Consider the following 14,777-nt stretch of genomic DNA (forward strand, 5'->3'; position numbering starts at 1 on the left):
GCAACCGTAAGCACATGAAACGAGGAACCATGGGACTGTTCGGATTCGGCAAGAAGAAGGACAAGGCCGAGGCGAAGCCCGCCGAGGTCCAGGACGAGGACGCCAAGGCGGCCGCCGCCGCGAACGCCGCCGCCAAGGCGGACAGCGAGACCGCGGAGGAGACCGCGGCCGCCGCGCTGCCCGAGGCCAGCTCCGAATACGAGGGCCGCGGCGAGGAACGCGGCCCGTGGGACGTGAACGACGAGGACGTGCCCGACTACGACGACTACCTCGATCTGGGCGCCTACTACCTGCCGTTCATGCAGCACATCGAGCTGCGCATCAAGGCGAACCGCGCCACCCGAGCCATCCTCGGCTCCACCATCACGTACGGGAACTCCAGCCTGGAGATCGAGGCGTACGCCGCGCCGAAGACCCTCGGCCTGTGGGAGGACTGGCGCGAGGACTTCCTCGCCGCGAACAAAAAGGCTTCCGCGGCCGACGGCGTGTTCGGCACCGAGGTGCGTCTGCCCGTCGAGGTGAAGGGCGGCAAGACCGTGATCACCCGCATCGTCGGCGTGGACGGCCCGCGTTGGATGCTGCGTGGCATCTTCTCCGGCGTGGCCGCCACCGATTCGGACGCCGAGGAGACCAAGGCGCTCAACCGGTTCTTCGCCGACATCGTCGTCGAACGCGGCGAGGAGCCGCTCGCGCCGCGCGACCTCATCCCCATGCACCCGCCGGTCGGCCCCGCCGAGCGCAAGGCCGCGAAGGCCTCCGCCGAAGGCGAAGGCCAGGCGGAAGGCAAGGAGCACCTCAAGGACGTGCCCACCCGCCCGGACGGCCCGCTGAGCCAGGACCAGCAGACCGAGGTCAAGACGACCCTGTCGCGCGGCCCCATGTTCTCCGAAGTCCGCTGACGGTGTCCGACCAGAGGAAACGCACCGGCCTGGGCGCGCTCGCCACGGCCGGCGCCGACGAGGACTTCTCCGTCATCGACGCGATCGGCGGTCCGCGCGGCGTCGTCGAATCGATGCTGCCCGGCGTCGTGTTCGTCGTGCTGTTCATCGCGACGAACGACCTCAACCTCACCATCGGCGTCTCCGCGGCGCTGGCCGTCGTGCAGGTGCTCGCGCGCCTCGTGCAGCGCCAGTCGGTGATGGGCGCGGTCAGCGGCCTGATCGCCGTGGGCATCTGCCTGGTGTGGGCGTGGAAGAGCCACGAGGCCCGCAACTACTACATGCTCGGATTCATCACCAACGCCGTGTACGCGGTGCTGCTCGGCGTCTCGTTGGCGGTGCGCGTGCCCGGCCTGGGACTGGTCATCGAGTTCATCCGCCAACTGCCCACCGAACGCTTCGGCGCATGGTTCCACGGCTGGATGGACGACCGCGACCTCAAACGCGCGTACATGGCGATCACCGGCCTGTGGCTGGGGCTGTTCGTCCTGCGCCTGGCGGTGCAGGTGCCCCTGTACGTCACCGACCACGTCGCCGCCCTGGGCGTGACCCGCCTGATCATGGGCATCCCGTTCTGGGCGCTGGCCATATGGGTCAGCTATCTGGTCATCGCCACGCCGCTGCACCGGCACAAGGCGTCCGCGGCCGCACATGCCGCCGCTTCGCACGAACCGCCGGCCCCGTCCCCATCCGCCGGCTGAGCCCGCAAGCCGACAAGCCGAAAGGAACCCATGGAAGCTGAAGTCCGCATCGAACGATACGCCGACCAGGGCCGTTGCGTGGCCCACATCGACGGGCGCGTCGTCTTCGTGCGGTTCGCCCTGCCCGGCGAACTCGTGCGCGTCAGGCTCGACGAACCCCACGACCGCGACGACCGGTTCTGGACCGGCGAGGTCGTCGAGGTCGTCGAACCGAGCGAGGACCGCGTCGAACCCGCATGGCCGCTCGCCGGGCCCCTCGCCATGGGCGGAGGCGTGGGAGGCGCCGACCTGGTGCATGTCTCCCTGCCCGGCCAGCTTCGATGGAAGGCCGTCACCGTCTCCGAACAGCTCGGCCGCCTCGGCCATGTCGACATCGCCGTGCCCGTCGAGCGCATGGACGGCGACGAGGAACTCGGCGGACTCAACTGGCGCACACGCATCGAGATGATCGCCGACGAGGACGGCAGGCCGTCCATGCGCCGTCGCGGCACGCACGTGCGCGTCCCCCTCGACACGATGCCGTTGGCCACGGGAACGCTGCTCGACGTGGCGTCCTCCCGCGGCGTGTGGGACGGCGGGTTCGAACCGGGGTCGCAGATCCGCCTGTCCGTTCCCGAACCGCGCGGCGGCGAGACCCCGTCCGACGACTACGCCGTCCTCGTCGACGGCGAGCTGAAGGCCGGTTCGCGCACGCTCACCGAACGCGTCACGGTCGGCGGCATCACGTTCACCTACCATGTCGACGCGAACGGCTTCTGGCAGATCCACCGTCAGGCGCCCGTCGCCCTGGCGAACCACGTCATCGACCTGGCGCGCCGCGAACTCGACGGCCGCGACGACGCCGTCATCTGGGACCTCTACTCCGGATCCGGCCTGTTCACGCTGCCGCTGGCCACGCTCGTCGCGGAGCGCACGCGCATGCTCAGCGTCGAGGGAGGCCGCGACGCGGTGTCCAGCCAGCAGCGCAACCTGCGCCGGCTCGGCCTGTCCGAAGTGGACGTGCGCTGCGGCGACGTGGCCAGGACGCTCGCCCGCGTACCCGCGCACCTCGGGCGTCCCGACCTCATCGTGCTCGATCCGCCGCGTGCCGGCGCCCGCGCCAAGGTCTGCCGCCAGATGGAGGCCTCCGGCGCGCGATCGATCATCTACATCGCCTGCGACCCGACCAGTCTCGCCCGCGACACCGGCACGTTGCGCGAACTCGGCTACGAGCCGGTCGACGTGCGCGCCTACGACATCTACCCGATGACCCATCACGTCGAGACGGTCGCCCTGTTCCGCCGCGGCTGAATGGCGTTGTTGACATGGGGACGCGCGGGAACACGTATATCGGAAACCGGATGATGACGACGAAGGGGATGGCCATGACGACGCGACGGCCGCGCCGATGGGTGCGCATGGTCGGCGCCGTGGCATGCGTCGCGTGCTCGCTGTCGCTGGCCGCGTGCACGCCGCAGGGCGCGGCGGTCGGCGACACGCAGGATTATGCGCCGCGCGTCGCCCACACGGGCACCGTGCGCGACGACGTGGTCATCGGCCTCGTCGGGTCGAAGCAGGCCACGGCGGACGGTCCCGTGCTGGACGCGCTCTCTGACGCCGATTTGGAGACGGCGTACGTGTCGGTGAAGGACTCCGGCGGTTCCGGTTCCTCCGAGGCCGCGGCGGTCGCGGCGCACGCCCAGCAGCAGGGCGTGCGCGACATGGTCTCGCGCGTCGTGAGCCTGGTCGTCGTCGCCGACATCGATGCCACGGCCGACAAGGACGGTTGGGATTCCGCATTGAGGGACGCCCGCGAGGCCGGCATCCCCGTCGTGCTGCTTTCGCCCGTGCACGCGCCCGCCGACGCGCGTCTCTACGCGGGCACGTTCACCGTCAACGACCGCGCCGCCGACGCCACGCCCGTGGACGACGCGGTGATGGCGGTCGTCAACGACGAACCTCACGCCCGGGAGATCATGGTCTCCACCGTTCGGTAGGGGATAGGGGAGTCGCGGCGTCGCCCGCGTGCCGTTTTCGTGCCGGCACTGGCCTCAAGCGATGTCAATGGCATGGCCTGGTTGCGGAAGCGTTGCGGACGGGGCCTCCCGGAAGCGCCGCGCCACGCGTATGACCGGCGGCAGCATTGCGATGGTCAGCACGAACGTCATCGCCAGGACCATTCCCGCCGGGAAGGTGCTGTATGCCCAGCCGTATGTGACCTGTCCGAGGGGCTGGGCGCACATGCTCGTGGAGAGCGCGAGCGACATCACCTTGCCGGTCATGTCCTCGGGGCAGCCCAGCTGGACCGCCGGCACGGCGATGAGATTCGCGAGGGTGATGGCGACCATGGTCCCGCAGGTGCCCGCCGTGAGCACCGCAAAGCGCAGATCCGCGCCCATGGGAAGGATCATGGCGAACGCCTGGGGCAGGATGGTGAGTGAGAAGGCGGCGATCGCCGTCGGGAAGCGTCGCATGGCAAGCGATTTCGCGGCCCGTCCGCCGGCGAGTGCGCCGAGCAGCCCGGACGCGCCCACGAGGCCGTATGCGAGTCCGTACGCCGTCGAGCCGAATCCCAGCACGGTCCGTACCATGTAGGGGAAGCCGACCTCCGCGTATCCCGTCACCAGGAAGTTGAGCGCGGCGCAGATCAGCACCAGGTGCAGCATGGAAGGGCGTTCGTGCGTGAGGAAGCGTCCTGCCGCGCGCAGGTCGTCCAGGGCGGAGGCGTGCCCGCCGTCGCCGCGTTCCGGTGCGCCGAGCCGGATGAAGCACTCCACGACGGCGGCCGTGCCGAATCCCGCGATCGCGACGCCCATCATGGGCATCACGCCCACCATCGCGTAGAGCACGCCGCCGAGCATGGCCGGCACGAGCATGCTCGTCTGGTTCACCACGTTCACCATTGCCATGGCGCGGCGCATCACGTCCTCCCCGTGGGAGCGGAACATCTGCGGCAACGCCGCTTGCACTGTGGGCGTCTCCATGGCGTCGAGCACGGCGAGCGCCACCTGCATCATGGCGATCGCCGCCAGGTTGAAGCCAGTGAACGAGAAGACCGCGGCGCAGACGAGCACCGTCGCGGCGGAGAGCGCGTCGAGCGCCACCATGACGGTCCGGCGGTTCGTGCGGTCCGCCACAACGCCGCCGAGGGGCGAGAGCAGGATCGTGGGCAGGATGCTCGCGGTGAGGATGGAGGCGAACGCCGCCGCCGAGCCGGTCTCGTCAAGCACCCACATGGACATGGCGAACCGCAGCATGAGGTTGGCGAAGAGCGATATGCCGAGACCTGCGACAAGCAGATGGAAGTCGCGCGTGCGTAATGGGTTGGTGGCTTGGCCCGTTTGCGGTCGGGCCGTGCATTCGGATGCGTTCGTCATCGTGGATCTCCTTTTCCTGATTCCTGTCGGACAGCTGTTTTCAGACCGACCGTCGGTCTGTATAGGGCAATGAAAAGCGCCCATGCGAATGGATCGGGAACGTCCCCATTGCGTGGGCGCCGTAATCGGTGGGGTATGCCTGGATGCCGGCCTATGCGGACGCTTCACCCTCCGGCGCCAAGGCTGTGAGGCCCTTGACCGCCCGCGAGATGAGGGTCTCGTCGAACACCGGCACGCCGATGGCGTCGAGCATCGTGGCGAGGCAGCGGATGCGGCGCTCCATGTCGGCGCGCTCGGCGGGGTAGAAGCAGGGCATGAGCCAGTAGTTGCCGAGGAGTGAGAGCAGCTGCGCCGCCTCCTCGGGATACGTCGTGGGAATGGAGCCGTCCCGCACCCCCAGGTCGATGAGCGAGCGGAAGGACTTGGGCAGTCCCGTCGACCAGAAGCGCATGTTCGCGGTGAAGAACGCGGGATCCTTGAGCAGCGCCAGCTGGGAGCGGACGAGGTCCAGATGATCGGGGGCGTCCACGGCGGAGACGATGAGCATACGCAGTTTTTCGATCGCGCTCATGTCCTTGCGGCCGATGAGCTCGTCGAGGAGGCGTGCGGTGACGGCCCACTCGTCGGCGTTCAGTTGCTCGAGGATCGCCTCCTTCGATTTGAAATGGTGGTAGAGCCCGCCTTTGGACAGGCCCAGGTCGTTCAGGATGTCCTGGATGGACGTCTTCTCGTAGCCTTTCTCGGCGAAGAGCCTGCGCGCGGAATCGAGAATTCGCCGTTCGGTGTCCTCGTGATGCGGATGGTGCTCCATGGCCTCCTCCTTTCGTGTTCTTCCTCAGAGCATACCGACCGTCGGTCGGTCTGTCAAATGGTCAAAAAGCCGGACGAACGATTTCGCAGAGTCGGCAGACGTGCTCGCGGATCGCGGCGGCCACTGCGTCCACCGGTCAGAAGTCGAAATCGTCCGGGTCGGCGCCGTTGCGGCGTCCCGTGTCGATCGCGTTGATCGCGGCCATGTCGTCGGCCGTGAGATCGAAGTCGAACACGTCGAAGTTCTGGCGGATGCGCTCGGCATGCGTGGACTTCGGCAGGACGACCACGCCACGCTGGATGTGCCAGCGGATGACGACCTGCGCCGGCGACTTGCCGTACTTCGCGCCGATCCCGGTCAGGCGCGGGTCGGCGAGCAGCGTGCCGCCGGTGCCGCCGAGCGGGCTCCACGCCTCGACCGTGATGCCGAGGCCGCGTGCGAAGTCCACGAGCTCCTGGTTCGCGAACTGCGGCGACGATTCGATCTGGTCGGCCGCGGGCGTCACGTCGCTGTCCTTCAACAGCTCCTCGAGGTGATGGCGCTGGAAGTTGCTCACGCCGATCGCCTTCGCGCGGCCGGAGGCGTAGATCTCCTGCAGGTCGTCCCACGCCTGCCTCCAGCCTTCGGCCGGCCAGTGGATGAGATACAGGTCGACGTAGTCGACGCCGAGGCGGTCGAGGCTTTCGGCGAACGCGTCCTTCGCGCGGTGCGCGCGGATGTCGTCGTTCCACAGCTTCGTCGTGAGGAAGATGTCCCCGCGCGGCACGCCGGAACGGCGGATGCCCTCGCCCACGGACCCCTCGTTGCCGTAGATCCTCGCCGTGTCGATGTGACGGTATCCGGCTTCGAGCGCCGCGGTGACCGCGTTCACCGTCGTGTCGCCGTCCGGAGTCTGGAACACGCCCAATCCCACCTGCGGGATGACCGTGCCGTTGTTCAATGTGATCGTCGATTGGATTGCCATGACGCTTCCCTTCGTCGCGATGGTGTTGACGCAACCATTGTATGGGGCGATGCACGGTAGGGTAGTGGACATGAGTGCGATTTCAGCGACCGGCGTGAGGAACGGCGGGAACGACGCAAACGGTTCGGACGGTACGCCCGCCTCCGTCCCCTCCACGCATGCCATGCCGCAGGTGGACGAGACCGGTCTCGAGGCCGCCGAGGTGCGGAAGCGCGTCGCGGCCGGCGCGGTCAACAGGGTGAAGGACTCCACGTCACGGTCCGTGAAGGACATCGTGCGCGCCAACGTGTTCACGCTGTTCAACGGCATCATCCTCGCCGCGATGGTCCTGGTGCTCGCCACCGGCTCGTGGAAGGACGCGGTCTTCGGCTTCGTCATCATCATCAACACCGGCATCGGCATCGTCACCGAACTGCGTGCCAAGCGCACGCTCGACAGGCTCTCCATCCTCGTCGCCTCCGACTATCTCGTGCGCCGTGACGGGCGCGACGTGACCGTGCCGCACGACGGCATCGTCATGGACGACCTGCTGTGGGTGCGCGCCGGCGAACAGGTGCCCGCCGACGCCGAGATCGTGCGCGACTGGGGGCTGGAGCTCGACGAGTCGATGCTCACCGGCGAATCGCGCACCGTCCGCAAGCATGAAGGCGACGACGTCTACTCCGGCTCCACCGCCGTCTCCGGCATGGCGCTCGCACGTGTCACCGCGGTCGGCGCGCGCTCGTACGCGGCCACGCTCACCGCGAAGGCCAAGGTGTACAGGAAGACCGTCTCCGACCTCAACAAAGGCATCAACACGATCCTCAAGTTCATGACGTTCCTCGTCGTGCCGCTGTGCGTGCTGCTCATCCTCTCCCAGATCCATACGGTCGGCGGATGGTCGGTCGCGCTCGCCACCGGGCAGTGGCGGCAGGCGGTCGTCTCCGCCGTGGCCGGCGTCGTCGGCATGATCCCCGAAGGGCTCGTGCTGCTCACCTCGCTCAACTTCGCGGTCGCCGCGATGCGCCTCGCCCGGCACGATACCCTGGTGCAGGAACTCGAATCCGTGGAGACGCTGGCGCGCGTCGACTGCCTGAACCTCGACAAGACCGGCACGATCACCGACGGCGGCATCGCGCTCGACCGGGTGGTCATGCTGGACGGCGATGGTGACGGCGTCGATGGCGGCGACGGCGGAGACGACGTGACTCCCGGGGAACGGGAGGCGACGCAGGCGCTCTACGATCTCGCGAACGAGGAACAACCGAACGCGACCGGCCGCGCCGTGCTCGACGGATTGGCGAAGCGGGGATACACGGCGGGCGAGGTCGTCTCGCGCGTGCCGTTCTCGTCGGCGCGCAAATGGAGCGCGATTACGGACGCCGATGGGGCGACATGGTATCTGGGAGCGCCGGAGGTGCTGCTCGCGGCGTTGGACGGCGACCACGCGGCGCTGCTGGAACGGGTCGGGACGTATGCGAAGGAAGGAAGCCGCGTGCTGCTCGTCGCGCGGGTGCGTGCCGGCGGGGAGCGGGACGTACCGGACGAGCCGACGCCCGACCCGCATGCCGAACCCGTCGCCCTGGTCCTATGCTCCGAACGCGTTCGCGGCGACGCGGCGGCGACGCTCGCATGGTTCCGCGAACAAGGCGTGCGGTGCCGTGTCATCTCGGGCGACAACCCCGTCACCGTCGGCGCGATCGCGCGTAAGGTGCGGCTCGCCGGCGGGAGGGCCCCGCGCATCATGGACGCGCGGCTGCTTCCCGACGATCCGGCCGAACTCGGCCGCGTCCTCGAGGACGTCGACGTGGTCGGCCGGGTCCTGCCCGACCAGAAGAAGCTCATCGTCGACGCGTTGCACGCGCGCGGCTACACGGTCGCGATGACCGGAGACGGCGTCAACGACGCGCTCGCCCTCAAGGAGGCGGACCTCGGCATCGCGATGGGCAACGCCGCGCCCGCCACCAAGGCCGTCGCCCAGGTCGTGCTCGTCGATTCGAGGTTCTCCCACCTGCCCGACGTGGTCGCCCGCGGCCGGCAGGTCATGGCCAACATGGAACGCGTCGCCGGGCTGTTCCTCGTCAAGACCGTGTACTCGGCGCTCATCTCGCTGGGTGTGGTGCTCACGCAGATCCCGTACCCGTACCTGCCTCGCCACATCACCTACATCGGCGCGCTCACCATCGGCATGCCGGCCTTCATCCTTGCGCTCGCACCCAACACGCGCCGCTACATCCCGGGATTCCTCAAACGCGTCGTGCGTTTCGCGCTGCCCGGAGGCGTGGCCACCGCGCTGTCCGTGCTCATCACCGCATGGACGCTGCCCCGCATCATGGGCTGGGACGTGGCCGGCTCGGCGGCGGACCTCGCCTCGCTGCGCGCCACCGAGGCGATCGTCCTGTTCGTCATGGGCGTGTTCGTGCTCGCCCGCGTCGCGCGTCCCCTGAACGGTTGGCGAGGCGCGCTCGTCGCCGTGTTCGCCGCGGCCGGCGTCGTCGGCATGCTCATCCCGTTCGTCGCACGGTTCTTCGCGCTCGTCGTGCCCACCGGCAGGCTCGTCGCGCCCACGCTGATCGCGCTCGCCGGCGCGGCCGCCGTGTTCGCCGTGTGCCTCGCCGTCGTGCCGTGGGCGTCGCGCACGGCGCTCGGCAGGTTGCTCGGCCGTGCCGCGGGAGGCCGGGCGGACGCGCGTCCCGTCGGTCGCGCGGACCGCCGCGACGGGAAGTGAGCGTTCACGGCACGGTTGCCGGCAGGGCGGCGTATTGTCTCACGTTTCAAGCCGACACGCCAGAGGGAAAGTTACGTTCCCGTACCATTCCAAGTGGATAATCGGCGACATCAAGCCGGTCCAATGATTCGGAGGAAGCATGTCCCTACGTGACGACCAACTGGCGACCCTCAACGCCGCCGGCAAGGATTTCGACTACTACAAGATCGCCGACCTGCCCGGCATCGACCACCTGCCCTACTCGCTGAAGGTGCTGGTCGAGAACCTGGTGCGCAACATCGACGGCGCCAACATCACCGACGACCACGTCAGGGCGCTCCTCGACTGGGATCCGAAGGCCGAACCCAGCCATGAGATCCAGTTCACGCCGTCCCGCGTCGTCATGCAGGACTTCACCGGCGTGCCGTGCATCGTCGACCTCGCCACCATGCGCGACGCCGTGAAGAACCTCGGCGGCGACCCCGAGGTCATCAACCCGCAGGTCCAGTCCGACATGGTCATCGACCACTCCGTGCAGATCGACAAGTACGCGCTGCCCAACGCCGTCGAACTCAACATGGACATCGAATACCAGCGCAACGGCGAACGCTACCAGTTCCTGCGCTGGGGACAGCAGGCGTTCCGCAACTTCCGCGTCGTGCCGCCGGGGACCGGCATCATCCACCAGGTCAACATCGAGTACCTCGCCAAGGTCGTCATGACCAAGGCGGGGGAGCGCGGACGCCGGCTCGCCTACCTCGACTCGTGCGTCGGCACCGACTCGCACACCACCACCGAAAACGGCCTCGGCGTGCTCGGCTGGGGCGTCGGCGGCATCGAGGCCGAGGCCGCCATGCTCGGCCAGCCGATCTCCATGCTCGTGCCGCGCGTCGTCGGCTTCAAGCTCACCGGCTCCATCCCCGAAGGCGTCACCGCCACCGACGTGGTGCTCACCATCACCGACATGCTGCGCAAGCACGGCGTCGTCGGCAAGTTCGTCGAATTCTACGGCGAGGGCATCGCCTCCGTGCCGCTCGCCAACCGCGCCACCATCGGCAACATGAGCCCCGAATTCGGCTCCACCTGCGGCATCTTCCCCATCGACGACGTCACGCTCGACTACCTGCGCCTCACCGGCCGCTCCGACGAGCAGGTCGCGCTCGTCGAAGCCTACGCGAAGGCCAACAAGCTGTGGGGCGACGCCAAGGATCCCGACTACGTCGAACCCGAATACTCCGAATACATGGAGCTCGACCTGAGCGACGTCGTGCCGTCCATCGCCGGCCCGAAGCGCCCGCAGGACCGCATCGTCCTGTCCGAGGCGAAGAAGACGTTCGAAGAGACCCTGCCCTCTTACGAGACCGAGAAGACCGTCAAGGAGCCGGTGCCCGTCTCCACCGACTTCCGCGGCGACTTCAAGCTGAACAACGGCGACGTGGCCATCGCCTCGATCACCAGCTGCACGAACACCTCCAACCCGTCCGTCATGATCGCCGCAGGCCTCATCGCCCGCAACGCGCACCTCAAGGGCCTGAGCCCCAAGCCGTGGGTGAAGACCTCGCTCGCGCCCGGCTCGCAGGTCGTCGCCGACTACCTCAAGGCCGCCGGCCTGCAGGACGACCTCGACGCGCTCGGCTACCAGCTCGTCGGCTTCGGCTGCGCCACCTGCATCGGCAACTCCGGCCCGCTGCTGCCCGAGATCAGCGAGGCCATCAACGCGAACGACATGACCGTCACCGCCGTGCTGTCCGGCAACCGCAACTTCGAAGGCCGCATCAGCCCGGACGTCAAGATGAACTACCTCGCCTCGCCGCCGCTCGTCATCGCCTACGCGCTCGCCGGCACGATGGACTTCGACTTCGAATCCCAGCCGCTCGGCGTGGACCCCGATGGCAACGACGTGTACCTCAAGGACATCTGGCCGACCAACGAGGAGGTCGCCGCCGTGGTGAACGGCACGGTGAGCCGCGAGATGTTCCTCAAGGACTACGCCTCCGTGTTCGAGGGCGACCGCCGCTGGAAGGGTCTCGACGTGCCCGAGGGCGAACTGTTCCAATGGGACCCGAAGTCCACGTACGTGCGCCGCCAGACGTTCTTCGACGGCATGAGCGCCGAGCCGGCCCCCGTCGCCGACATCCACGGCGCGCGCGTGCTCGCCCTGCTCGGCGACTCCGTCACCACCGACCACATCTCCCCGGCCGGCGCGTTCAAGGCGTCCAGCCCCGCCGGCAAGTACCTGACCGAGCGCGGCGTGGAGCCGAAGAACTTCAACTCCTACGGTTCGCGCCGCGGCAACCACGAGATCATGGTGCGCGGCACGTTCGGCAACATCCGCCTGCGCAACCTCCTGCTCGCCTCCACGGGCAACGAGGTCACGCCCGGCGGCTACACCTACGACTTCACCACCGGCAAGCCGTCCACGATCTTCGACGCGTCCCTGAACTACAAGGCCGCGGGCACGCCGCTCGTCGTGCTCGCCGGCAAGGAGTACGGCACCGGCTCCTCGCGCGACTGGGCCGCGAAGGGCACGCTGATGCTCGGCGTGAAGGCCGTCATCACCGAAAGCTTCGAGCGCATCCACCGTTCGAACCTCATCGGCATGGGCGTGCTGCCGCTCCAGTTCCCCGAAGGCGAGTCCTACGCGTCGCTCGGCCTCGACGGCACCGAGACCTACGACATCGCCGGCGTCGAGGAGCTCAACTCCGGCGTCACGCCGAAGACCGTGCACGTGACCGCCACGAAGGCCGACGGTTCGACGGTCGAATTCGACGCGGTCGTGCGCATCGACACGCCCGGCGAGGCCGATTACTACCGCAACGGCGGCATCCTCCAGTATGTGCTGAGGAACCTCATGCGCAAGTAGGCGCCCGGCGCCGATCATCCGCGCGAGGGCATGTGAAGAGCCCCGGCCCATATAGGGCCGGGGCTCTTCACATGCCGGGCCGCGGATTATGGCACGGAGATTATGGCACGGAGATGGACGGAAGCCGCCGCATCCCTGAGGAAGGCACGGCACCGGTTCGCATCCGGCCCCGGAAGACCCGGAAGCCACGGCGGACGCAGCGGACCTACGCCGCCTGCTGACGGTACCGCTTCCAGATCTCCGACAGTTTCACGCCGTCGGACGTGCGCTTCCACACATCCAGGCCGCCGCTGGCCTTGCCGCCGGCCGCCGCCTTCGCCGCCGCGGTGGGGGAGGAGTGCTCGGAACCGTCGTCGAGACGGAACCTGCCGGTTTCGGTGACGGTCGCATACCAGCGTTCGCCCTTGCGCGGACGGTCCCATACCAACCGCTCACCCGGAATGAGAAGACCGGCCTTCACCACCTGACGGATCGTCACGCGGCGCGAACCGTGGACCGGCTTCGGTGCGACGTCGGCGATCGGGTCGGCGTCCTGCGCGGTCAGGTCGGTGTGGTTCTCGTCGTAGCGGATGCCCCAATATTCGGCGATGAGCCTGATCGTCTCCTCCTGACGGTGCCTGAGCATCGCCGGCGTGCACTCGTTGAAATCCTTCAGCCCGCCGGTCAGCGGGAACCTGCGCGAATCGGCGCGCATGAGGATGCGGTCGCGGCGTTGCGCGTATTCCGGCATCCTGTCGAGCTGGTCCTGCGCGCCCTGCGCGAGCACCATGTTGCCCAGACGGTACATCCAATAGTCATGATCGTCCTGCGTCCAGTTCGCGAACGACGCGGACCGTTCGACGTCCAACGGCATGATGGTCAGCGCGCTGAGCTTGCGGGGCCGGGCGAGATGCGCCCCCGCCGCCTGTTCGTTCGCGCGGATGAGCAGCAGGCGTATCAGCTCCTCGTCGCCCTGCATCTCCCCGTGGAGGCGGACGAGCGCCCCGGTGCGGTCGTCCGCCCTGATGGACAATCCGCGCACCAGATTCGTCGGATACCCCTTGTCGAGATCGCGGATCGCGGCCGTTGCGTGGCCACGACGGACGAACGAGCCCACACGGTTGAGCGTGTCCACGCCGGTGACGCGTTCCAGGGCCGTGAGCACGTCGACGAGACGCCGCGCGTCGTGGGCCCCCAAGGTCTCGGCCGTGGCGTTCGTCCGCGCGGCGCGGCTGCCGCGCGAGGCGAACGGCGAGACGTCCGGGGAGCCGAGATGACGGTACGAATGGACGAGCACCCACATGGCCACGGCCTTCCACTCGTGGTTGCGGTAGTCGTTCAGCGCTTCCAGCAGCGTCTTCACCTCGTCCGGCAGCACCGTGTCCGGTGCGTGGGCGATGACCTGCCATGCCGCCGCATAGGGTGCGAGCGTCCGGTCGATGAACCCCGGCACCGTGCCGGCGTCGATGTGCCGTTGCAGCACGTCGGAGAGGAACTCCTCGATGAGCTTGTCCGTGGAGTGCTTGTGCGTGAGGATCATATGCAGCGTGGCGAAGAACTCCTCGATGGACTGCGGGTCGTCGCCGAGCGGGTCCATGATGTCGTCCCATCGCGCCGCGTACGCGTCGAGCTCCGCCGGCTTGAGGGCGGAGGTGGCACGGGCCTTGAACACGTCGGAGGCGGTGAGCGGCAGCCCCCGCATGTTCATCACGTCGAAGATGCGGTGCGCGCCGTCCAGATCGTCCGTGGTGACGATCACCAGCGTGACCATCTTGACCATATACGAGGCGAAGGCCCGGCGTTCCTCCTCGCCCAGGGACGACAGCTCGTCGTAGACGCGTTTCGTGTTGCGCGTGATGTTGCGCTGCGCCGTGGTGGTCCAATCCTCGTCGGTCAGATCGAACAGGGCCTCGAGATTGCCTTCCTGCACGTATTCGCGGAAGAACGCCGCGTCCCGCTCGCGCAGGGTGAGCCGCGGCTCGTTGGCGATGCCGCGCAGCTTGTCGCCCGGGTCGACGATGAGCTTGTCCAGCAGGCCCATCCATTCGGGGTCGAGCTCCAGGTCGCGCAGCGCGGCGATGATGATCGACAGCGACACCAGGCGCTGCTGGCCGTCGATCACCTCGAAGCGCGAGTCCCCTTCGCGCACCAGGATGAGCGAACCGAGGAAATACGGGGTCTGCGGCGTCTTGCACGCCTCCAACAGGTCGTTCACCAGCTGCAGGATGTTCTCCGGTTTCCAGATGTAGGCGCGTTGGAACGAGGGGATGGACAGCCGGTATTCCGGCGTGAACACATCGCCCAGCGGCAGTTCCTTGGCGTTGATTCCCATGATGGTTCCTTTTCCCGTGAGGAGGCGCGCGCCCGGCGGGGCGCGTTGCCACCAAGCCTAGCAGCGGCGGACGGAACCGGTAGATATCTACCGGTTCCGGGATCGTGAGGCGTGTCGTGGCGGTTCCGTCCGCCGTGCGCCCCGTCG

General features: G+C 68.1%; 10 protein-coding genes. 6 read left to right on the top strand and 4 right to left on the bottom strand.

Translation table 11 applies throughout. The features are described 5' to 3' along the window. The first annotated feature begins 29 nt into the window (after positions 1 to 29). The 4 genes from GFD21_RS01270 to GFD21_RS01285 all read left to right on the top strand — a co-directional run bounded on the left by GFD21_RS01270 (position 30) and on the right by GFD21_RS01285 (position 3,615). On the top strand, positions 30 to 899 hold the full coding sequence (locus GFD21_RS01270; protein ID WP_163196104.1) for a DUF3710 domain-containing protein: 870 nt from the start codon (positions 30 to 32) through the stop codon (positions 897 to 899). 2 nt (positions 900 to 901) lie between these two features. Continuing rightward, positions 902 to 1,639 (top strand): DUF3159 domain-containing protein, encoded by a 738-nt coding sequence (locus GFD21_RS01275; protein ID WP_404801542.1) that lies wholly within the window; start codon positions 902 to 904, stop codon positions 1,637 to 1,639. Between the two features lie 30 nt (positions 1,640 to 1,669). Beyond that, complete coding sequence (locus GFD21_RS01280; protein ID WP_163196105.1) at positions 1,670 to 2,929, top strand: class I SAM-dependent RNA methyltransferase; 1,260 nt, start codon at positions 1,670 to 1,672, stop codon at positions 2,927 to 2,929. Between the two features lie 74 nt (positions 2,930 to 3,003). After that, on the top strand, positions 3,004 to 3,615 hold the full coding sequence (locus GFD21_RS01285) for a hypothetical protein (RefSeq protein ID WP_163196106.1): 612 nt from the start codon (positions 3,004 to 3,006) through the stop codon (positions 3,613 to 3,615). A 54-nt stretch (positions 3,616 to 3,669) separates the two neighbouring features. Here the strand turns inward: GFD21_RS01285 and GFD21_RS01290 are convergent, their stop codons facing one another. The 3 genes from GFD21_RS01290 to GFD21_RS01300 form a co-directional block, all read right to left on the bottom strand. Next, on the bottom strand, positions 3,670 to 4,995 hold the full coding sequence (locus tag GFD21_RS01290; RefSeq protein ID WP_163196107.1) for an MFS transporter: 1,326 nt from the start codon (positions 4,993 to 4,995) through the stop codon (positions 3,670 to 3,672). A gap of 151 nt (positions 4,996 to 5,146) precedes the next feature. Then, a complete protein-coding gene (locus GFD21_RS01295; RefSeq protein ID WP_163196108.1) occupies positions 5,147 to 5,806 on the bottom strand; it encodes a TetR/AcrR family transcriptional regulator in 660 nt (219 codons plus the stop codon). A gap of 136 nt (positions 5,807 to 5,942) precedes the next feature. Further along, entirely contained in the window at positions 5,943 to 6,770 is an 828-nt protein-coding gene (locus tag GFD21_RS01300; protein ID WP_163196109.1) for an aldo/keto reductase, read from the bottom strand. Between the two features lie 163 nt (positions 6,771 to 6,933). On the opposite strand from GFD21_RS01300, the gene GFD21_RS01305 reads away from it, so the two are divergent. Both GFD21_RS01305 and acnA read left to right on the top strand, forming a co-directional pair. After that, the gene (locus GFD21_RS01305) at positions 6,934 to 9,477 is read left to right on the top strand and encodes a cation-translocating P-type ATPase (RefSeq protein WP_163196516.1); all 2,544 of its coding nucleotides are present in this window, start codon (positions 6,934 to 6,936) and stop codon (positions 9,475 to 9,477) included. A gap of 139 nt (positions 9,478 to 9,616) precedes the next feature. Next, complete coding sequence (gene acnA / locus GFD21_RS01310) at positions 9,617 to 12,319, top strand: aconitate hydratase AcnA (RefSeq protein WP_163196110.1); 2,703 nt, start codon at positions 9,617 to 9,619, stop codon at positions 12,317 to 12,319. A 205-nt stretch (positions 12,320 to 12,524) separates the two neighbouring features. Here acnA and GFD21_RS01315 read toward each other — a convergent pair whose 3' ends face one another. Next, positions 12,525 to 14,630 (bottom strand): GmrSD restriction endonuclease domain-containing protein, encoded by a 2,106-nt coding sequence (locus tag GFD21_RS01315; protein WP_163196111.1) that lies wholly within the window; start codon positions 14,628 to 14,630, stop codon positions 12,525 to 12,527. Between the last annotated feature and the right edge of the window lie 147 nt (positions 14,631 to 14,777).

Source organism: Bifidobacterium platyrrhinorum, assembly GCF_010667645.1.
Taxonomy (GTDB): Bacteria; Actinomycetota; Actinomycetes; order Actinomycetales; family Bifidobacteriaceae; genus Bifidobacterium; species Bifidobacterium platyrrhinorum.

Excerpts from the sequence above, each read along its gene's own strand:
- GFD21_RS01290 (WP_163196107.1), bottom strand. The coding sequence starts at position 4,995 with ATGACGAACGCATCCGAATGCACGGCCCGACCGCAAACGGGCCAAGCC.
- GFD21_RS01285 (WP_163196106.1), top strand. The coding sequence starts at position 3,004 with ATGACGACGCGACGGCCGCGCCGATGGGTGCGCATGGTCGGCGCCGTG.
- acnA (WP_163196110.1), top strand. The coding sequence starts at position 9,617 with ATGTCCCTACGTGACGACCAACTGGCGACCCTCAACGCCGCCGGCAAG.
- GFD21_RS01305 (WP_163196516.1), top strand. The coding sequence starts at position 6,934 with ATGCCGCAGGTGGACGAGACCGGTCTCGAGGCCGCCGAGGTGCGGAAG.
- GFD21_RS01300 (WP_163196109.1), bottom strand. The coding sequence starts at position 6,770 with ATGGCAATCCAATCGACGATCACATTGAACAACGGCACGGTCATCCCG.
- GFD21_RS01270 (WP_163196104.1), top strand. The coding sequence starts at position 30 with ATGGGACTGTTCGGATTCGGCAAGAAGAAGGACAAGGCCGAGGCGAAG.
- GFD21_RS01295 (WP_163196108.1), bottom strand. The coding sequence starts at position 5,806 with ATGGAGCACCATCCGCATCACGAGGACACCGAACGGCGAATTCTCGAT.
- GFD21_RS01280 (WP_163196105.1), top strand. The coding sequence starts at position 1,670 with ATGGAAGCTGAAGTCCGCATCGAACGATACGCCGACCAGGGCCGTTGC.
- GFD21_RS01315 (WP_163196111.1), bottom strand. The coding sequence starts at position 14,630 with ATGGGAATCAACGCCAAGGAACTGCCGCTGGGCGATGTGTTCACGCCG.